20 protein-coding genes and 1 pseudogene are annotated in these 19,641 nt (G+C 47.7%); 9 read left to right on the top strand and 12 right to left on the bottom strand.

The window, feature by feature from the left end:
* Positions 1-11: 11 nt before the first annotated feature.
* The 7 genes and pseudogenes from hpaI to CPY98_RS21145 all read right to left on the bottom strand — a co-directional run bounded on the left by hpaI (position 12) and on the right by CPY98_RS21145 (position 7,393).
* Positions 12-815: a 4-hydroxy-2-oxoheptanedioate aldolase gene (gene hpaI / locus CPY98_RS15625; RefSeq protein ID WP_096388369.1), complete on the bottom strand. Its 804-nt coding sequence runs from the start codon at positions 813-815 to the stop codon at positions 12-14.
* 10 nt (positions 816-825) lie between these two features.
* Entirely contained in the window at positions 826-1,629 is an 804-nt protein-coding gene (gene hpaH / locus CPY98_RS15620; RefSeq protein WP_025800096.1) for a 2-oxo-hept-4-ene-1,7-dioate hydratase, read from the bottom strand.
* A 25-nt stretch (positions 1,630-1,654) separates the two neighbouring features.
* Positions 1,655-3,133, bottom strand: coding sequence for an NAD-dependent succinate-semialdehyde dehydrogenase (locus CPY98_RS15615; protein ID WP_096388367.1), 1,479 nt, complete (start codon positions 3,131-3,133; stop codon positions 1,655-1,657).
* A 77-nt stretch (positions 3,134-3,210) separates the two neighbouring features.
* On the bottom strand, positions 3,211-3,594 hold the full coding sequence (locus CPY98_RS15610; RefSeq protein WP_025800093.1) for a 5-carboxymethyl-2-hydroxymuconate Delta-isomerase: 384 nt from the start codon (positions 3,592-3,594) through the stop codon (positions 3,211-3,213).
* A 9-nt stretch (positions 3,595-3,603) separates the two neighbouring features.
* Positions 3,604-4,461 carry a 3,4-dihydroxyphenylacetate 2,3-dioxygenase gene (gene hpaD, locus CPY98_RS15605; protein ID WP_096388365.1) on the bottom strand — a complete coding sequence of 286 codons (858 nt, stop codon included), beginning with the start codon at positions 4,459-4,461 and terminating at the stop codon, positions 3,604-3,606.
* A gap of 63 nt (positions 4,462-4,524) precedes the next feature.
* The gene (gene hpaE, locus CPY98_RS15600) at positions 4,525-5,991 is read right to left on the bottom strand and encodes a 5-carboxymethyl-2-hydroxymuconate semialdehyde dehydrogenase (RefSeq protein ID WP_025800089.1); all 1,467 of its coding nucleotides are present in this window, start codon (positions 5,989-5,991) and stop codon (positions 4,525-4,527) included.
* Positions 5,988-7,393 (bottom strand): annotated as a pseudogene (locus CPY98_RS21145) (fumarylacetoacetate hydrolase family protein). Before CPY98_RS21145 ends, hpaE begins: the two are co-directional and overlap by 4 nt.
* A 353-nt stretch (positions 7,394-7,746) precedes the next feature.
* Here CPY98_RS21145 and hpaR point away from each other — a divergent pair.
* The 5 genes from hpaR (at position 7,747) to yjjG (ending at position 11,883) form a co-directional block, all read left to right on the top strand.
* Positions 7,747-8,190 (top strand): homoprotocatechuate degradation operon regulator HpaR, encoded by a 444-nt coding sequence (gene hpaR / locus CPY98_RS15585; protein ID WP_025800084.1) that lies wholly within the window; start codon positions 7,747-7,749, stop codon positions 8,188-8,190.
* Positions 8,191-8,479: 289 nt separating this feature from the next.
* The gene (locus CPY98_RS15580; RefSeq protein ID WP_046358879.1) at positions 8,480-9,118 is read left to right on the top strand and encodes a hypothetical protein; all 639 of its coding nucleotides are present in this window, start codon (positions 8,480-8,482) and stop codon (positions 9,116-9,118) included.
* A gap of 469 nt (positions 9,119-9,587) precedes the next feature.
* Positions 9,588-9,800 carry an RNA chaperone/antiterminator CspA gene (gene cspA, locus CPY98_RS15575; protein WP_004095506.1) on the top strand — a complete coding sequence of 71 codons (213 nt, stop codon included), beginning with the start codon at positions 9,588-9,590 and terminating at the stop codon, positions 9,798-9,800.
* 335 nt (positions 9,801-10,135) lie between these two features.
* Positions 10,136-11,056: a kdo(2)-lipid IV(A) palmitoleoyltransferase gene (gene lpxP / locus CPY98_RS15570; RefSeq protein WP_046358880.1), complete on the top strand. Its 921-nt coding sequence runs from the start codon at positions 10,136-10,138 to the stop codon at positions 11,054-11,056.
* A 152-nt stretch (positions 11,057-11,208) separates the two neighbouring features.
* Entirely contained in the window at positions 11,209-11,883 is a 675-nt protein-coding gene (gene yjjG, locus CPY98_RS15565) for a pyrimidine 5'-nucleotidase (RefSeq protein ID WP_096388361.1), read from the top strand.
* Between the two features lie 360 nt (positions 11,884-12,243).
* Here yjjG and nqrE read toward each other — a convergent pair whose 3' ends face one another.
* From nqrE to CPY98_RS15550, 3 genes are all read right to left on the bottom strand, one after another.
* Complete coding sequence (gene nqrE, locus CPY98_RS15560; protein ID WP_025800077.1) at positions 12,244-12,843, bottom strand: NADH:ubiquinone reductase (Na(+)-transporting) subunit E; 600 nt, start codon at positions 12,841-12,843, stop codon at positions 12,244-12,246.
* A gap of 158 nt (positions 12,844-13,001) precedes the next feature.
* Positions 13,002-13,427: a GNAT family N-acetyltransferase gene (locus CPY98_RS15555; protein WP_096388359.1), complete on the bottom strand. Its 426-nt coding sequence runs from the start codon at positions 13,425-13,427 to the stop codon at positions 13,002-13,004.
* A 61-nt stretch (positions 13,428-13,488) separates the two neighbouring features.
* Positions 13,489-13,692, bottom strand: coding sequence for a hypothetical protein (locus tag CPY98_RS15550; protein WP_004095514.1), 204 nt, complete (start codon positions 13,690-13,692; stop codon positions 13,489-13,491).
* A gap of 298 nt (positions 13,693-13,990) precedes the next feature.
* Between CPY98_RS15550 and CPY98_RS15545 the strand changes: the two genes are divergently transcribed.
* From CPY98_RS15545 to CPY98_RS15535, 3 genes are all read left to right on the top strand, one after another.
* Complete coding sequence (locus tag CPY98_RS15545; protein ID WP_040044316.1) at positions 13,991-14,317, top strand: DUF2623 family protein; 327 nt, start codon at positions 13,991-13,993, stop codon at positions 14,315-14,317.
* A 180-nt stretch (positions 14,318-14,497) separates the two neighbouring features.
* The gene (locus tag CPY98_RS15540) at positions 14,498-14,926 is read left to right on the top strand and encodes a molybdopterin-binding protein (RefSeq protein WP_096388357.1); all 429 of its coding nucleotides are present in this window, start codon (positions 14,498-14,500) and stop codon (positions 14,924-14,926) included.
* Positions 14,927-14,930: 4 nt separating this feature from the next.
* Positions 14,931-15,401 carry a GNAT family N-acetyltransferase gene (locus tag CPY98_RS15535; RefSeq protein ID WP_096388355.1) on the top strand — a complete coding sequence of 157 codons (471 nt, stop codon included), beginning with the start codon at positions 14,931-14,933 and terminating at the stop codon, positions 15,399-15,401.
* 77 nt (positions 15,402-15,478) lie between these two features.
* Here the strand turns inward: CPY98_RS15535 and CPY98_RS15530 are convergent, their stop codons facing one another.
* On the bottom strand, positions 15,479-16,840 hold the full coding sequence (locus tag CPY98_RS15530; RefSeq protein ID WP_096388353.1) for an APC family permease: 1,362 nt from the start codon (positions 16,838-16,840) through the stop codon (positions 15,479-15,481).
* 728 nt (positions 16,841-17,568) lie between these two features.
* On the opposite strand from CPY98_RS15530, the gene CPY98_RS15525 reads away from it, so the two are divergent.
* The gene (locus CPY98_RS15525) at positions 17,569-18,111 is read left to right on the top strand and encodes a DUF1003 domain-containing protein (protein WP_043495058.1); all 543 of its coding nucleotides are present in this window, start codon (positions 17,569-17,571) and stop codon (positions 18,109-18,111) included.
* 38 nt (positions 18,112-18,149) lie between these two features.
* Here the strand turns inward: CPY98_RS15525 and yegD are convergent, their stop codons facing one another.
* A complete protein-coding gene (gene yegD / locus CPY98_RS15520) occupies positions 18,150-19,502 on the bottom strand; it encodes a molecular chaperone (protein ID WP_096388351.1) in 1,353 nt (450 codons plus the stop codon).
* Positions 19,503-19,641: the final 139 nt, after the last annotated feature.

Genomic DNA, 19,641 nt, shown 5'->3' with positions numbered 1-19,641 from the left:
TCAGAATGAACTCAGTAAACGCCCGCGGTGGTCGGTGGCTCGTTGCCCTTGCCAAAACGTGCCGCCAAATTTTCAGCCGCGCGTGCCAGTAAGGTGGTATCAACGCCGACGGCAACAAACAATGCGCCGAGCTGGAGATAGTGCTCGGCAACCTCTGGCGATGCCATTAAGATCCCCGGCGCTTTGCCCGCGGCTTTAATCTGCAAAATCGCGTTTTCAATGGCGCTTTTGACCTCTGGGTGTTGAGGATTTCCCGCATATCCCATATCGGCGCTCAGATCGGCAGGGCCGATAAATACGCCGTCGATGCCTTCAACATCCAGAATATGGGGCAGATTGCGTAGGGCTTCGCGGGTTTCGATTTGCACCAAAATACACATCTGTTCATTCGCCTGCTGTAGATAGTTTGGAATACGATTCCAACGTGATGCGCGAGCGAGCGCGCTGCCAACGCCGCGGATCCCCTGCGGCGGATAGCGTGTGGCGCGTACCGCCGCCAGTGCTTCGTCGGCATTCTGTACCATCGGGATTAGCAAGGTTTGTGCGCCGATATCGAGTAGCTGTTTAATTTGTACCGCGTCATTCCATGAAGGACGTACCACGGGCTGGCTAGGATAAGGCGCAATAGCCTGTAGCTGGGTAAGCACGGTTTGTATGTTATTAGGCGCGTGCTCGCCGTCGATCAGAAGCCAGTCAAAACCGGCACCGGCTAGCAGCTCTGCGCTGTAACTGCTGCACAGACCAAGCCATAAACCAATCTGTGGACGCCCTTCTTTGAGGGCCTGCTTAAAGCTGTTATGTAGGGTCGAGGACATGAGGTTTTCCTTATACAAAGCGGCAGCTAATGCAGCCCATATTGCCGTAATCCACGTGGAAGGTGTCGCCACGTCGGGCAGGGACTGGGCGGGTAAATGAGCCACCGAGAATGATTTGTCCGGCTTCAAGTTGCACATCGTGAGCGGCAAGCTTATTGGCCAACCAGGCGACGCCGTTGGCCGGATGATTGAGCACGGCGGCGGCAACGCCGGATTCTTCAATGACGCCGTTGCGATACATCAGAGCGCTGATCCAACGCAGATCTAATGCATCGGGTTTGATGGGGCGACCACCTAAAATCACGCCAGCATTGGCGGCGTTATCGGAAATGGTGTCGAACACTTTGCGTGGACGTTGGCTATCTGGATCGATGTTGTGGCAACGCGCGTCAATGAGCTCAAGGGCTGGGATCACGTAATCCGTCGCGTTATACACGTCAAACAGCGTGCAGTTTGGCCCGCGCAGTGGCTTCGCCAGAACGAAGGCTAGCTCGACCTCAATGCGCGGCACGATAAATTTATCGATGGGAATATCGCTGCCGTCTTGAAAAAACATGTCATCAAGCAGTGCGCCGTAATCGGGCTCGCTGATCTGCGAGCTGGCCTGCATGGCTTTTGACGTCAAACCAATCTTATGGCCCTTGAGAATACGGCCCTCGTTGATTTTGAGATCGACCCATTGACGCTGGATCGCATAGGCGTCCTCAATGGTAATCTGTGGGTGATCGAGCGATATCTGGCGGATCTGCTCACGGCTTTGCTCGGCCTGATGTAAGCGGTTGGCGATCTGGCTTATTGTTTCTTTCGTTAACATTGCGTTATTTGCCGTCATAGGCACCTCAGTTGTTCTCAATTCCGCCAAAGCAGAGATATTTCACTTCCAGATAATCTTCGATTCCGTAGCGCGAACCTTCGCGCCCTAAACCCGATTGTTTAATCCCACCAAACGGCGCGACTTCGTTTGAAATCAGCCCTTCATTGATGCCAACCATTCCGCTTTCCAGCGCTTCGGCAACGCGATAAATACGCCCGATGTCGCGTGAGTAGAAGTAGGCGGCGAGGCCTGATTCAGTTTGATTCGCTAAGCGAATAGCTTCTGCTTCATCGCGAAAACGGAAGAGGGGAGCGACAGGCCCGAAGGTTTCTTCATGCGCAATGCGCATGGATTCGGCGACATGGCTGATAACGGTCGGCTGGAAAAAGAGGCCGCCCAGCGCGTGTTGTTCCCCGCCGGTAAGAATGTGTGCGCCGTGCGAAACGGCGTTGCTGATGTGCGCCTGCACCTTTTCAATCGCCGCTTGATTAATTAAGGGACCTTGTTGGGAGGATGGTTCAATCGCAGGGCCAACGCGCAGTTCGCTAACGGCGCGAGTCAAACGCTGAGCAAATTCATCGTAGATGCCGTCTTGCACCAGAATGCGGTTGGCGCACACACAGGTTTGCCCGCTGTTGCGAAACTTCGCCGCTAAAGCACCTTGGACAGCGGCATCAAGGTCTGCGTCGTCAAAAACGATGAACGGCGCGTTGCCACCGAGCTCTAGTGAGAGCTTTTTCACTGTGGCGGCGCTTTGTTGCATCAGTAGCTTGCCAATGCGAGTAGAGCCGGTAAATGAGAGCTTCCGTACGATTGAGCTTTGCGTTAATACCTGACCAATCGCCGCCGCATCGGTGCCGGTGACGATGTTAAACACACCGGCAGGGATCCCTGCTTCGTGTGCCAGAACGGCAAGAGCCAGCGCCGATAGCGGTGTTTCTGGCGCGGGTTTTAATACCACGGTGCAGCCAGCTGCAAGTGCAGGGGCAACTTTGCGGGTGATCATCGCGTTGGGGAAATTCCATGGCGTGATAGCGGCAACCACGCCAACGGGCTGCTTGATGGTGCTGATGCGCCGACCGAGTAAAGGAGAAGGAATGGTTTCGCCATAAACGCGTTTTCCCTCTTCGGCAAACCACTCGATAAAGCTGGCACCATAGGCAATTTCACCCATTGCCTCGGACTGAGGTTTGCCCTGCTCTAAGCTAAGCAATTCAGCTAGTTCGGACTGGTTTTGCATAATCAACTGGAACCAGCGTTGCAGCGTTTGGCTGCGTTGTTTTGCCGTTTGCTTACGCCATGCTGGCAGTGCGTCGGCGGCTGCGCGAATGGCGGCTTCAGTTTCATGCACGGATAGATCGCTGACTTCGGCAATGGTCTCGCCGTTTGCCGGATTAGTGACCACAAAAGTGCGTCCATCAGTGGCGCTTTGCCAGTGGCCATTAATGTAAGCCTGATGACGAAGCAGCTCACGCGGTGCGAGGGTGGTGAAAGGCGATGCCATAATGGATCCTTGTTATTTTTATGATGTTGGCCGCTGATGTTTCCCCTCTCGTCGAATGAGAGAGGGGCAGTTTTTAGCTAAGACTTGAACAGGGCATGCACGTTGTTTTGTTTGTAATTAAGCTGCGGATGGAGCTCTTCAATTTCGAAAGAGAGCGCCAGATAGCGGCTTTCCATCAGCGCAGCGAAGTGCGTTTGGATGAGCTCAAACAGCATTTCACCAACCTGTTGGCGGCTTTCTAAACTGCGCCCTGAGCCAATCTTTAGCGTCATGTGCACGAAGGCATAATCGTGTTTTCCATCCGCCATTTGCCATGTGTCTAACCAGATGGCACGGCTGCGGATCCCACCGATAGGGAAAATACCGGTGGCGGCAAGCTCGGCGTTAACCTTGGCAAATAACGCGGGGAGGTCAGCCTGTTCGCGGATATTGTCGGTACATTCAGCGTAGAAATGTGGCATGGCGTGACCTCATGCGTGTTCTGGTAGAGGGAAAACGGCGTTGACCTGCCCGGTTCCCGAGCTGGCAAAAAGATCGGTAATAAACTCCACTTTGCCGTCGTATTTGTCCCAACCGAGCATGCCGAGCAGCATGACGGTGTCGTGCATGTTGCCCTCGCCGTAGCAGTAGTCGGCGTATTCCGGCAGCATTTCGCAGAACTCTTTGAATTTTCCTTCACGCCACAGCTTGACCACGCGTTCATCCATTTGGTGATCGAATTCACGGGTATAGCTGTTCATGCCTTGCTCGGCGCGCTGATCGTCAATGAAGCGATGGGAAAGTGAACCGCTGGCGAGAACCGCCACGGTGCCATCGTATTGTTCGATTGCTTTTAGAATGGCTTCTCCCAGCTTCCGGCTGTCTTCAAAAGCGTGGACGGTACAAAACGCCGAAATAGAGATCACCTTGAAGTGTTGGTCGCTGTTCATATAACGCATCGGAACCAGCGTGCCGTATTCGAGCGATAGGCTAGGAATGTTGTGAGCCTGAGCGCGAACGCCCATAGCGCAGGCTTCTTTGGCGATAAGCTGCCCTAGTTCGGGATTGCCGTTGTATTCATAGGTCATATCACGAATGAAATGCGGCAGTTCATGGCTGGTGTAAGTACCGGCAAAATGATCTGCGCAGTTAATGTGGTAGGCGCTGTTCACTAACCAGTGAGTGTCGAACACGATAATGGTGTCTACGCCCATTTCACGACAGCGCTTGCCAATCTCTTTATGACCATCAATGGCGGCTTGACGACAACCATGGTTTTTACCTGGTAACTCAGACAGATACATGGATGGAACATGTGTAATTTTGGCGGCTAAGGCTAACTTTCCCATATTTCCTCGCTTCTCGTTTTAATACATTGCGGAGGCCCCAGCGTGAGCGCTGGGGAAGTGGTGCTATACGCCCCATTTAGGGATGGGGTGATCGCCCATTGAGATACAGACGTTCTTCATTTCAGCAAAGACTTCAAAGCTGTATTCCCCACCTTCGCGTCCGGTCCCAGAGGCTTTGACGCCGCCGAAAGGTTGGCGAAGATCGCGTACGTTCTGCGTGTTAACAAACACCATGCCCGCTTCGATGCTGCGCGCCAGTCGCAGTACTTTGCTAACGTCCTGCGTCCAGATGTAGGAGGCCAATCCGTACTCCACGTCGTTGGCCAAGCGCAGCCCTTCGGCTTCATCTTTGAAGGGCATCAGGCAGGCAACGGGGCCAAATATTTCTTCCTGTGCCACGCGCATGCGGTTATCAACATCAGCCAATACGGTTGGGCGTAAGAAATTGCCGTTTTTAAGCGAGGCGGGTAGATCGCTCGGTTTATCTGGGCCGCCAGCAAGCAGCGTGGCGCCTTCTTCAATGCCTAAGCGGATATAGCCGGATACTTTTTCCCAATGCTGGCGGCTGATGAGTGCGCCAACCTGGGTATTGGGATCTTGTGGATCGCCAACGCGTAGGCGGTTAGCGCGTTCGGCAAAGCGTTTAACAAACTCGGGATAGATGCTCTGCTGAATGAAAATGCGTGAGCCTGCGGTACAGCGTTCGCCGTTAATGGAGAAGATGGTGAATAAAGCCGCATCTAAGGCGCGTTCGATGTCGGCATCTTCAAAAATCAGCACAGGTGATTTGCCGCCTAGCTCCATGGAGTATTTTTTCAGGCCTGCATTTTTCATGATGTTGCGGCCGGTCGCAGTACCACCGGTGAAAGAGATAGCGCGTACGTCGTGATGGCGAACCAACGCATCACCCGCCGTGGCGCCATATCCTTGAACGACGTTAAGCACGCCCGCAGGAATTCCAGCCTCAAGCGCTAATTCGCCTAGGCGATCGGCGGTCAGGGGGGAAAGTTCAGACATTTTCAACACCGCAGTATTGCCAAGTGCTAAGCAGGGTGCGACTTTCCATGTTGCGGTCATAAACGGGACGTTCCACGGCGAAACGAGCGCGCAAACACCGACGGGCTGAACGAGGGTGTAGTTGAGCATTTTGTCGTCGACGGGATAGGTTTTGCCGTTCATTTGCTGACAGATTTCAGAAAAAAACTCAAAATTGTGCGAAGCACGCGGGATCAGCACATTTTTAGTTTGATGAATCGGCAGACCCGTATCCGCGGTTTCCATGGCAGCAATTTCTGGGACGTTTTCGTCAATCAATTCACCTAAACGACGCATTAAACGCGCCCGCTCTTTCATTGGTAGATTGGCCCATTTAGGGAACGCCTCTTTCGCGGCTGCCACGGCGAGATTGATCTCTTCTTCGCTGCCAGAGGCCACTTCCGCTAATACTTCGCCATTAGCCGGATTCGTGGTTTCAAAATACTGTTTGCTGGCAACGTTTTTACCGTTGATCCAATGGTTTATTTTTTTCATCGCAGGCTCTCCTCATATTCGGCTTGGCTAATAATGCGGTTAATCAGGCGCCCAACGCCTTCAACCTCCACGATAACTTCATCGCCTGGCACTACATCAGACAGACCTTTTGGCGTGCCGGTGGCGATCATGTCGCCCGGTTGTAGCGTCATAAATTCACTTAAATAAGCGATTAGGAATGGGATATCGAACACGAGGTCGGCGGTGGTGCCGCGCTGGCGTAGCTCGCCGTTAACATAGGTGCTGAGCGTTAAATTATGCGGATCGGGGATGTCTGCTTTATCAACGATCCAAGGCCCGATGGGCGTTAGTGTGTCGCGGCTTTTCACGCGCAGGTTAGGGCGGTAGTAGTTTTCTAAATAATCACGAATAGCGTAATCGTTACACACGGTATAACCGGCAACGTAGTCCATGGCTTCATCCGGCGTGACCTGAAATGCCCGCTTGCCAATAACAACCACGAGTTCGGCTTCGTAGTGCATATATTCAACGTTATCGGGGCGAACTGATATTTGCTGGTGGCCGGTTAAAGAGTTCGGCGCCTTGATAAAAATAAGGGGCTCCTCTGGGGCTTTAAAAGCCAACTCAGCGGCGTGATCGGCGTAGTTCAGGCCTAACGCGAATAGCGTGCCTTCAACGGGGGGTAACCATTGCACTTCATCAGCCGGAATTTTGTTGCCGTTGGGTAAGCAGACGCGGTGCTGTTCGTCGATAGTGACGTTAAAATCTTGTCCTTGATGGCGAATGCGAGCGTGTTTCATGCGGTTTCTCCCGTCCTTTTGAACTGTAGGCATACGCTGTTTTCAAGCGTTGGCAGGCCTGCCGCTTTAATGGTGATGCTGTCGCCTGGCTGGATATCAACGCGTTGCTGGGGAGTTCCTAATAAAATGACATCGCCCGGTTGTAGAGTGGCGAAGTCGCTCAGAGCACACAGGAGTTCTGCGGCGCTGCGGTGCAGGTCGGCGGTTGTCCAGCGGTTGGCTTCTTTGCCGTTGATTTCGGTGATGATATCGACGGCATCAACGTGGGACAGAGGGACTAGTTCGCCTAGCGGACAGAAACCGTCGCGGCATTTAGCTTTAATGGCTGGGCGATAAAAGGACTCTTCTGGCAAGCTCACATCGTTAGCCAGCGCATAGCCCGCAATGTAATCTGCGGCGTCAGCGATGGCGATTTTACGGGCAGTTTTTCCAACGACCAGCGCAATGGTGGCTCCGCTTTGTACTCTTTCTCCCTGTGGAACAGGGATTGAATCGCCGCCGTGGATAACGGTATTGCGAGGTTTGATAAACCAAACTGGGGTTTTGGGTGGTGTTTGATAAGGCGGTTGCTGAAATGCATCGAGCCAAGCTTCTGTCTGGCTACGGTGATTGAGCGCAACGGCAAAGATGGTGCCTTTCATGAACGACTCCTTTGCAAATGGTCGTGTCGGTATGAGAAATGTTTTTTATTAATATGTTAATGATCATGTTTTAATCCTTGTTTAACATTTAGGCAATAAAATCAGCCTGAAGTGTGATCTTAGTAACAATGTTTTTACATAATTGTTTTTAATTGTATTAAAAATCATATTGTTAGTCTTTTTGTGTATTTTTAATATTATTTATTTGAAACTTTAATGAAACAAATCTAGTCTAGATGAATAATTATTTAGTTATTAATTAGTTTCAATTTGAACTCATGATAAGTACATGTAGAATGCCTAAAATGTACCGAGGGATGGCCTTGGTTAGATTTTCTTGAGAGTGTGAATCTATGCATGAATCTTTGACTATTGCCCTGCTACAGGCGCGGGAAACTGCGATGGGTTTTTTTCGTCCAATATTGAAAAGCCATAATCTCACGGAACAACAATGGCGCATTATTCGAGTGTTAGCAGTCGATAATTCAATTGATTTTCATGAGCTTTCTTGTAAAACCTGCATTGTTCGCCCGAGCTTGACCGGCATTTTGACGCGTATGGAAAGGGATGGTCTTATTCTTCGTTTAAAGCCGATAAGCGATCAGCGCAAACTGTATGTTTCACTCACTCCTGAAGGCAAAAGCCTTTATGAGAAAGCGCGTTCTCAGGTTGAAGAAGGATATCAGGCGATTGAGAGGGCATTTTCAACGGAGAAGATGGTTCAACTAACGAGTTTACTGGATGAATTAATTGCATTAGGTGATGCGGCTTTGTGCCAAAGCGAGAGCGAGGAATAGATCAAAATCTCTATATATTGTCGCGTTAAAAGAACTTATTTTATTCTTTACATAAAGTGCGTATTTTTATTCCTATGTCTAAAATATCAACTGCATTGGTTCAGTGAGTTGTTTATTGGACATATTTTAGATAAGCAATTTGTGCTGAATTTTTACTGCGATAAATAAAAATAATGTTTCTTGGTCAATATATATGCCTAAGCACAAATTGAAAAATATCACTGACAAAGCATTGTTAAATTGATAGGACTGCACAATAAATAGATCTTAATATGCCATGAATATTCCTATGAATATAAATAAAACACTTTCTCCTGCTACGGCAGTTCTCGCTATCATTGCCGTCACTTTTCCTTTCCTAGCGTTGTTTAAACTCCCCTTAGCTCACGGTGTGGTGGTGCAGGTTATTGAAGATGTACAATCAGCCTGGTTGCTTTTTGGGGCGATCTTTACATGGTTCTATATGAAGCCTTTAACGCTTGCCCCACGCCCAAAGGCCTTCTGGTGCTGGGCGACAGTATGGTGGATCGTGTTGTTTGGTCGTGGGATTAGCTGGGGCCGAGATTTTTTTCCCGAAACACCTAAAATTTATTTTAGAATAATTTCCGTTATTTTAATTGGCACCTTAATATTAATGCTATTATTACCTGCATTACGTAAAGAGATTGTAGAAAGAATAAAACATCAAAGTATACCACTGTGGAGCGTATTATTGATGGTGGTGTGTTTTCTTATTTCAGATACGATTGAACATCATCGATTATTCGCACCGATATTTATTAGAGATAGTCATTATCAGGATTTACTTGAGGAACTTTACGAACTTCCGTTTATGCTGTGCTTATTTGATATCGCACTGGGCATAATGCGTTCCGATAAAAAAATGCTTAGCCAAGAAAACATAGCGCTGATCGAATCTTATAATTAAAGCTATTTATGCTCTTAAAATAAGTCACCTAATGAATGCATGCTGAAGATCTCAGCATGCATTTTGCTTGTTAGAGACACCTAATCGCGATTGAGGATGATTACGTAATAGAGCAGATTGTTTTTTGCTACATGCTCACATCAGAAATTATTTCTATTGTTATGATTATTTTTGAATAAAAAAACGTGGTTTTGTTTCTTTGATTTTATTGTCTTTTTTCTCTTTTGAGAAAATTCTCGAGATTGTCTCGTGATAGTGCTTGCGTAAAACTACCAAACATGAGTTAATGCTCTCGGTTTGTAATGCAGAACCAGTATGAAAGACATTTTAGTAAAGCAGTTCTTTGTTTAGCGATGTGTATCACTTCGCTCATGAATTTCCTTCTTTAGTGCTCCCGTACGTCCTCTGATAGAACAGACCTTTTTCGCCCGAGAGCGGCGACTCTACTTTAAATATATTAGGAAATATCATGTCTGATAAAATGACTGGCTTAGTAAAATGGTTTGACGCTGGTAAAGGTTTCGGCTTCATCACTCCAGACAACGGCAGCAAAGACATCTTCGTTCACTTCTCTGCAATCCAGAGCACCGCATTCAAAACTCTGGACGAAGGCCAGCGTGTTGAGTTCACTGTTGAAAACGGCCAGAAAGGTCCTTCAGCAGCTAACGTTGTAGCTCTGTAATATTGCTTTTAAGTGACCACCAGAGTTTGCGATTTTGGGCAACCATAAATTGCTAAACCGGTAATCATTTAATTAGAACGGGTCCTGTTTATTCAGGACCCGTTTTATTTTGTCTGGTTATGTATTCTCAACGTTAATATTTGTAAATCTAGTATCATTCTGAAAATTAAGACAGATAAGATAAATCTGCTGTGCGAATAAAATAAAATTCATTAAGTTTTATTTTTGCTGCAACTTAATCAAACGCAGTGAGTCAAAGATTATATGTACCGCTATAGATAAATTCTTCTTTATGCGATACGCAAACTGCTATGTATAAAGAAAGAAGGTCTATTGTGAAACACTCAGGTTTTTCAACAAGCTTACTGCACCCGCGCCATTGGTCGCTGTGGTTCGGTTTAGGCTTGTTATATTTATTGGTCCAATTACCTTACCCTGTCATTCGCCGTCTTGGCGGAGCGATGGGCCGTATCTCCAAACGTTTCCTGAAACGCCGTGTCACAATTGCACGACGTAACCTCGAGCTGTGCTTCCCTGATTTGTCACCTGAAGAGCTTGATGCTCGCGTAACGGATAATTTTACGTCTTTAGGTATCGGGCTGTTAGAAACCGGTATGGCATGGTTTTGGTCTGATGCGCGTATCAAGAAGTGGTTTGATGTGAGTGGGATTGAGAACCTCAATGCGGCCCTAGCGGAAAACCGTGGCGTGATGGTGATTGGCGTACACTTTATGTCGCTGGAGCTGGGCGGGCGCGTGATGGGGCTGTGTCGTCCTATGATGGCGATGTACCGCAAGCACAATAATAAAGTGATGGAGTATGTTCAAACTCGCGGGCGCTCTCGCTCTAATAAAGCGATGATTGATCGTCGTAACCTGCGCGGTATGGTTCATGCCCTTAAAGCCGGTGAGGCTGTGTGGTTTGCTCCAGACCAAGATTTCGGACCGAAGGGAAGTTCGTTTGCTCCATTCTTCGCTGTCAAAAAAGCGGCAACCACAAACGGCACCTTTACTATCGCTAAACTCGCTAAGCCTATTCTGCTGACAACGGTGTTGATTCGTAAGCCAGATGGTAGCGGCTATCACCTTATTATTCAGCCCGGTCTGAAAGATTATCCTTACGATAATGAACAAGCAGCCGCTGAATTTATTAATAGCGTGATTGAGAAAGAAATTTTGCGCGCGCCAGAACAATATTTATGGCTGCATCGCCGATTTAAAACACGGCCTGTTGGAGATACTTCTCTCTACGCCTAATTAACCCATAAATTAGTTTAATTAAACACTAAACCCCGAACCATTTATTAAGCGAATGTTCGGGGTTTACGCTATTCTAAGCCCCGAATTTTAAGCCTGATATTTTCAGTGTTTAGTTAGCGAAAAGAAAAATGACGAGAGAGGCGAGTACCATGAAATACAGTTGGGTTCTTTTTGATGCTGATGAGACGTTGTTCCGGTTTGATGCTTTTCAAGGTTTAAAGCTGATGTTCTCTCGTTTTAACGTTGATTTTACCGATCAGGATTATGCAGAGTATCAGGCGGTTAATCAGCCACTGTGGGTGGATTATCAAGATGGCCGTATTAACGCACAACAGCTACAGATCACGCGTTTCGAGCTTTGGGCTCAGCGCTTAGGCGTAACAGCATGCCAAATCAATAACGCATTTTTACAGGCGATGGCTGATATCTGTGATGTATTGCCAGGTGCCAGAGAGCTAGTGAATGCGCTGAGCGGTAAGGCCAATATGGGGATTATTACTAATGGTTTTACCCAACTGCAAACGGTGCGCTTAGAGCGAACTGGGATGAAGGATGCATTCTCTGCACTGGTGATCTCTGAGCAAGTGGGGATTGCGAAGCCAGACGTTGGGATCTTTGAATATGCGTTCTCACAGATGAATTATCCGCCAAAAGAACGAATTTTGATGGTGGGTGATAACCCTCACTCAGATATCTTGGGCGGTATCAATGCAGGCATTGATACCTGCTGGCTGAATACGACCGGTGCAGCTTTGCCGGACGGTATTTCGCCAAGCTATCAAGTGAGCTCGTTAAACGAGCTACAGAAAATATTGTTAGCTTAATGCAGCAAAAAAATCCCCTCACTTGGGGATTTTTTTGGCTAAGAGTAAAATCTAGGAATTCATTTACCAATACATTTTGGTTAGCAACACACAGGCGACAACACCGAGCGCTGCTACGCCCCAGCAAAAGCGTAGAACAAGAGTGTCGATAGTTGATTTATTGTCTGAGATATAATTTTTTACAGTCGTAGTCATGAGCTTTGCCTTGAAATATGAATTGGTATAGATCCTTTTTATACTTCAAAACGGTGTTTCATTGTGATGCTGCTCACATTATGCTCGATAAGTCATACAAATGACGCATTCCTGTACAATTGATGTGTCGTTTCGCACTTATGGCTAATTGAGTTTCCAGATAGCTTAAAGATTGATACCAGCAAAAGACATAAATCCCAGTGACATCAAGCCTGCCGTGCAAAACACTGCGCCTAATCCGCGCATCCCTTCGGGGATATTTGAGTACTTCATTTTTTCTCGCAGACCTGCCATCGCGACAATCGCAAGTAGCCAGCCAAGCCCACACCCGGTGCCATATACAAATGACTCGGTGAAGTTATATTCACGCTGAACCATAAATATGGTTGCGCCAAAAATTGCGCAGTGAATGGTTAAAAGCGGTAGAAATACACCCAGCGAGTGGTGTAGCGCAGGTAAGAAACGATCCAATATCATTTCTAATATTTGCACCAGTGCGGCAAGAACGCCGATAAAGGTAATAAAGTCGAGGAAGCTTAAATCAAGGCCTTCAATTAAAGCGCCGTCTTTGAGTAGATAGTTATAGATGAGATTATTTAGCGGTGTAGCAACGGCTAATAATACGGTGACGGTGAGTCCAAGCCCAAATGCCGTTTCGATTTTTTTTGAAACAGCCAAAAACGTACACATGCCTAAAAAGAAATTTAGAGCCATGTTTTCGACAAAAACAGCGCGAAAAAAAATATTCAGGTATTGCTCAAGCATCATGCTTTTCCATAAGCGTCAATCAATTAAAAATCCGAAATAATAGATTAACAATCAGGAAAAACCGAGTATTGAGCGCGATCAGTTTTCAATCACAAATCATTCACAGAGCAGATGTTTATAATGAATTTGTGATTGAAATAGGGTTTGGCGGGAAATTAGATGAGACTTTCGGCGGTACAGGTCCAGGCACTTGGATGTTGATCAAAACCCAAGCGTGGGTAATATTCCTGTGCGAGTGGTGCTGCCAGCAGAATAACTTTGCAGCTAGGTTTCAGCTGGCGACACGTCATCTGTATTAATGCTTTACCTACGCCGCTCTTTTGAACCGACTCTGATACCGCGAGATCGGATAAGTAGCAGCAGTAGTTGAAATCCGTCACTGAACGAGCGATGCCAATCAGGCGCTCACCAGCCCATGCAGTGACTAAGATATCTGAATGTTCTAACATCCCTGCCAAACATTCTGGGTTATCTAACGGGCGTCGTGGGCCCAGTGTTGTTTCTGACAACAATTGTGAAAACTGTTCAACAGTGATCGTCTTATTGACGTGATAACACACTTCGGCTGGCGTTGATGACATCTCTGACCTTCCCGTTAGTTTAGTAAAATTGTATGTTATATTTTTGATATTAACCAAAATATTAACGCTGCCGTTGTGACTTAGCCCATTGTGCTTTCTGCCAGTCTTCACAGCAGTCTTTGTCACAAAAGTTGCCACTTTCAATTTTTTCGTGGCAGTTATAGCACATACCGGTAAATGGCATTTGTGTCTTTTGGCGGTTCGCAAGAGCGAGGTCACGCTCTAATTCTTCCAGTGCACTGGCGTTGTCAAACTCATCAGCCATTTTCTTCCCCTATATAGTCGTGACAAAATTGAGTAATAACAGAATATTGTGATTACAGAATAGCGTTATGATGCGGTTCTCGAATCAAGCGCGTGATTATACTCGGTTGAACGATGATCGTCATACACTTGAATTACTCCCCATTTGATTCTCAGACTTGTCTTTAGCCTACCTCGCGAAGGGTATACCTTTTATTTATATAATCGTTGTATAATGTTTTATATAACGATTGCTATTTGCTCAATAATAGCAATTTATTGAGGTTATCTCTCATGGTGAAAGAGTCGTGGAGGATGATGTGAAAAATCATTTTGGCGAAGGTGTGATGGATGGAGTAAGGGCCTATGAACCTAAATCGGCCAATGAGATGAGCCAGCACTGCTTCGATTATCGGCGTGGTTTTGTTTGTGGATTTGCGCACAGCTTTGGCAAGCGGGTGGATAACCGTTACATGGCTGCTTGCCGAGCGGGTGAGCTAGCGCGTGACTACGGGCTGGAGCGGGATGCTATTGCTGATTTTTTCCACGGCAGTGAAGATCGGGGTTTACAGGAATATTATTATTCCGGCTATGAACGCTCACGCCGCGCAGACGAAGTTTTCTTCGGTGCTGAAGCGACAGGCTGAATAGATCGGGTTGGTCTCTGTTGTTACGATTAACTTCTGTTAGTATTAAAGACTGATGTAGATTCGTTTATTTCAAGCAACATCAATGTGAACTCATGACCTAGCTCCTTGATGTTACGTAATTTATAGAGTCTAAACCATTATTTCTTCAATGCAGTTTGTTTAATCAAGGAGAGCAAAATGTCTGTTTCAGCACGCAACCAATTAAGTGGCGTCATTTCAGCAGTCGCGGATGGAGCCGTTAATGACGAGGTTGAATTGACCTTAAACGGTGGCGCGAAAATCGTAGCAGTTGTTACTCATGCGAGCAAACAAGCTATGGGCCTAACTACAGGCAAAGAAGCCGTCGCGTTAATCAAAGCACCTTGGGTTATTTTAGCTTCAGAAGATTGTGGTTTAGTATTTTCTGCTCGCAACCAATTCGCCGGTGAAGTGAGTGCTTTTCTTAAAGGTGCGGTGAACTCAACGGTGCATGTGAAAACCGATCAGGGCATTGAATTGACTTCCGTTATTACCAACGAAAGCGCAGAGGAAATGGCGCTAAGCGCTGGCAGTCGCGTAATTGCATTGATTAAAGCCTCCAGCGTTATGCTGGCTACCAAGGCCTAGTCTAATGCCGCAGATTCAATTTCGCCTGTTTGATCATTCTGATGCGCTTTCTTTGCGGCTAGTGTATGAGTCTGCGGTTTCTCAACTCACCGTGGGTGAATATAACCTCGCTCAGCGTACGGCATGGATTCAGGCTAGCGCGGATCCTAAATATTGGCTACAGGTGCTCGAACGTATCCAACCAACCGTAACCTTAGTCGACGGTGAGATCGCTGGATATTTCGATTTGCAGCCAGATGGGTTAATCGATCATTTCTATGTGGCGGCTGCATTTGCGCATCAGGGCATCGCTCGAGTGATGATGGATGAAATCCTACAACGAGCACAGACGCGCAATCTTCCTGAAATTTATGCCTATGTCAGTCTGACGGCTCAGCCTTTCTTTACGCGCTATGGTTTTGAGGTGGTTTATCGCCAAAACGTTGAGGTGGGCGGACAGCAGCTTGAAAATGCGCGCATGAGTAAGCGTCTGTAGGCGTATTTACTCGTTGGCAGAGAGATATAAAAAAGCCCGTTCAGTGAACGGGCTTTTTAGTTTATCAGGTTGAGTTTTTACTGAGCGACTTCAGCGTCATACTGCGGAGGCGGCTGACGGAAGCGGCGAGTCAGGAAGGTTAAGTAACCCAGACCGATAGCGCCCCAAATCAGGCCTAACGTCATAGAGCTCTCTTCCAAGTTCACCCACAGTACACCAACGGTTGCGGCACCTAATACCGGCAGCAGCAGATAGTTGATGTTGTCTTTCAGCGTACGATTACGTTTTTCACGAATGTAGAACTGAGAGATAACTGACAGGTTCACGAAAGTAAACGCCACCAGAGCACCAAAGTTAATCAGCGCCGTAGCCGTCACCAGATCAAACGATACTGCTGACAAGGCAATGCAACCGACCAACAGCACGTTGAATGCCGGGGTACGCCATTTCGGATGAATGTATCCGAACAGACGCTCAGGGAACACGCCATCGCGGCCCATAACGTACATCAGGCGAGAAACACCGGCGTGTGCAGCCATACCTGAAGCCAGCACGGTGACGCAGGAGAACACCAGAATGATGGACTGGAAGAACTTGCCTGCGACAAACAGCATGATTTCTGGCTGTGATGCATCTGGATTAGCGAAGCGTGAAATATCTGGGAAGTACAACTGCAAGAAGTACGACACCACGATAAAGATCACACCGCCAATCAGCGCAGTCAGGAAAATCGCTTTCGGGATAACGCGCCCTGCATCTGGCGTTTCTTCGGACAATGAACTGATACCGTCAAAGCCCAAGAACGAGAAGCAGAGTATCGTCGCCCCGGTTATCATTGGCACCACATGCGCGTTTTCAGAGATGAATGGACGGCTGCTGATAAGCGTACCGGCACCTTCACCACCGTAAATACCGTGGATAACCAGACCCAAGAAGATAACCATGATAGCAACCTGAATCACCACAATGATGGAGTTCAAGTTTGCAACGAGGTTAATGCCTCGTAGGTTAAACAGGGTCATCAGCGTGACTAAACCACCCACAAAGATCCAAGACGGTACGCCTGGGAAAATCGCTTCAAGGTAAATTTTAGCCAGCAAAATGTTGATCATCGGCATGAACAGATAATCAAGCAGAGAAGACCAACCCACCATAAAACCGACGTGCGGGCTAATCGCCTTCTGCGCGTAAGTATAGGCTGAGCCAGCTGACGGGAAGCGCTTAACCAGCTTTCCGTAACTAACCGCAGTGAACAGCACTGCAATCAGAGCAATAGCATAAGATGTAGCAACGTGGCCATCGGTGAGACCGCTAACGATACCAAAGGTATCAAAAATGGTCATCGGCTGCAGATAGGCCAACCCCATCATGACGACTTGTACAAGCGTCAATGTTTTACGGAGTTCGACACGTTTTTGAGGTGCGGTATTAATCGCCATGACGCAGTCCTCCCATGCTCTCGACTTTTTGGTTCGATGTTGCGCAAAGCGGAGAGATCACAGGAAAACTTCGTGTGAAGAGACTACTAAAAATTGAATAATATTCGGACAGGGGAGATGTAAAAGAAGCACGAGCGGAGAAAGAAGCTCCAGCCCCGTAGTCGCTGCTGCTGCAGCGCATGCCAGTGAATCCCGGCGCGAAAGCGAATGATTGCCCCATCTAAGTTTCCTCAGTAGTAGCGCGGCTAAATGTGCCGCTTAATAGCGATTATCATGTCCGGTTTTAAGCCGGCCTCAGTTATAAAACTCATTACCTGATGCAAAAAAATAACCGATGTCATTTTATACATCGGCCATTTGCAGGGCGCGTATTTTGCCCCACGGGGGGCAATCTGACAAGATGTCTAAGCGTACTTGAGGCCTTTCTTTTTTGCTTTTCGTGCTATTTTTTCGTTTTATTTAGCTCCGGCAAAAAACATGCCCAAAAAGCTAACAAATTCACAACCGATTTTGCCCTTAATCATTCACTGAAGAACTAAATTTCAATCTTAATTCGTGATTTGAATCATGTAACGCAAATGAGAATAGATGCCTGATTTGTCTTTTTTTATCGACTTTGCGGACTCATGTTTGACGAATTCAGATGTCGTTGCCAAAGTGGGAGTATCCTGTCATCGGTTCAATTGCTCTACGATGAAAGCTACTGATGTTTGATACAGAGAAACTCCATGAATATTAACGATAACTCATTACTACAAAAGCTACGTGAATCACGTCGTTTACGTCGAGAGAAGTTCCTGAATCAGAAAAAGGTCGCGAATGTAGCAGGTGCATCGGTGCCTACTCTAACGCTAGGCCAACGTATGGCCGATGGCGTTACCAGCGTGATTGGTTCGTGGCGGTTTATCATTATCCAAAGCATTTTGCTAGCGTGCTGGATGGTTGGTAATGCATGGTTTGGCCATAATGCGTGGGATCCCTACCCATTTATCCTCTTGAATTTGCTGCTTTCATTTCAGGCAGCCTATACGGCACCCGCCATTATGATGAGCCAAACGCGGCAAAGTGATATGGATAGAAAAAGGGCGGAAAATGATTTTGAGATTAACGTGAAAGCTGAGCTAGAAATCGAGTTGTTGCATGAAAAAATCGATTTGTTGAAAGAGAAAGAGATTCAGGCACTCACGGAAGCGATTCGCCGTTTGACTGAGCGCCTTGACGCCGCTGCACAGCAGACAAAAAACGTGGCACCTACAGATGATGTTCAATAGGTGCCATATTTCATGAGTAAGTTGGTATTTACTTACGCTTAGCGATAAATGCGCTGCGCCCAGCGTGCTAGGCCGGCTGTGACCGAGCCGAAATCATTGCCGCCGACGATAGGGATCCCCGGTAGCTGACGCGCCAACGCATCACGAATCAGAGGTGAGCGAGCACTTCCTCCGGTTAGATAGATGACATCAGGCGTAATGTTGCTGACGGTCAAGGCACTGCTAACCTGTTCCTGAATGCGTTCGAGAGGCTGAGTGATAGCTTCGGCTAATTCATGAACGTTGAGGTGCTGTACCAAACCGTTGGCGATGAAATCCAGCGTCGTGCTGATGCTATCCTGATGAGAAAGCGCAATTTTGCTCTCTTCCGCGCTACGTACTAAGCGGTAGCTTAAACGCTGCTGGTAAACTTTCAGCAGAAGTTCAACCTTGTTAGGCTCAGCGGCATCACGGATCAGATCGCGTAACATGCGGCCATTTGCTGTGCTGTAAAAATCGCTTTGTGCGGGAACGTCGTTGGTGGCGACCGCATTCCAGTAAGGTAAGGCCGGTAGTGCGGTGCCTTTTTCGGTGACGCCGCCCGCGCCCAACAGCGGCATTAGCTGTTTAAAGGCCAGCATGATATCCAAGTCGTTACCGCCCACGCGGCAGCCACTGTGCCCAAGCAGGCTCTCATGACGATCGGTACGATCGCGCCACTGTGGCCCCATCAGCAGCACAGAGCAGTCGGTTGTACCCCCGCCGATATCAACGACCAGCACTTTTTTCTCTTCATTCAGCGTTGCTTCAAAATCTAGCCCCGCGGCAACCGGCTCAAATTGAAAAGTCACATCCTGAAAACCTGCGCGGTGTGCGGCACGGTCAAGAATACCTTGCGCCTGCGCGTTGGCGTCTTCGCCGCCGGTACCTTGAAAGTTGACCGGGCGTCCAATAACCGCTTGGGTAATTGATTGATTCAGCGTGCTTTCTGCCTGACGCTTGATGTGGAACATCATAGCGCACACCAAATCCTCAAACATCGCGATTTGCTGAGGTTTTAAGCCGTTGGCACCCAAGAATGACTTTGGTGATTTGACGAAGTAGACCTCTTCAGGATCTTCTACATACAGGCTTAGCGCCTTTAAGCCAAACTGTAGGCTGTCTGCGGTGACGGGAATATCCTCTTCCCGATTAAAATTTATTGCACGGCGCAGCAATTGCTGATTTTCATCGCTGCCAGTGGGCACTTGCCAATGGCGATGTAAGCATTCGCTTACTGCTTCACGCGTGGGCGCACACAACATTGAGGGCAGATACGGAGAGTCCTGCTCAAGCGGTAGTAATTCAGGTTGGTTACCTTGCATGACTGCGACGGAGCAGTTTGCGGTACCGTAATCAAATCCAATAAACATATGTTCTCCTGCGTTCCCCATGCCATGAAGGGCGGCGACTTTACTCTATTGTGCCGTTTTCATCAATGAACTCCTCCCGTCATTCCTTTTTAAGCGCATGCTGATGCCAATTTTGTTGTGATATCAATGTCCGATTTCC

The sequence above is a fragment of the Hafnia sp. CBA7124 genome, assembly GCF_002355555.1.
Classification (GTDB): Bacteria; Pseudomonadota; Gammaproteobacteria; order Enterobacterales; family Enterobacteriaceae; genus Hafnia; species Hafnia alvei.
The sequence above is the reverse complement of the archived record's forward strand: the minus strand, read 5'-3'. Positions and strand labels throughout refer to the sequence as shown.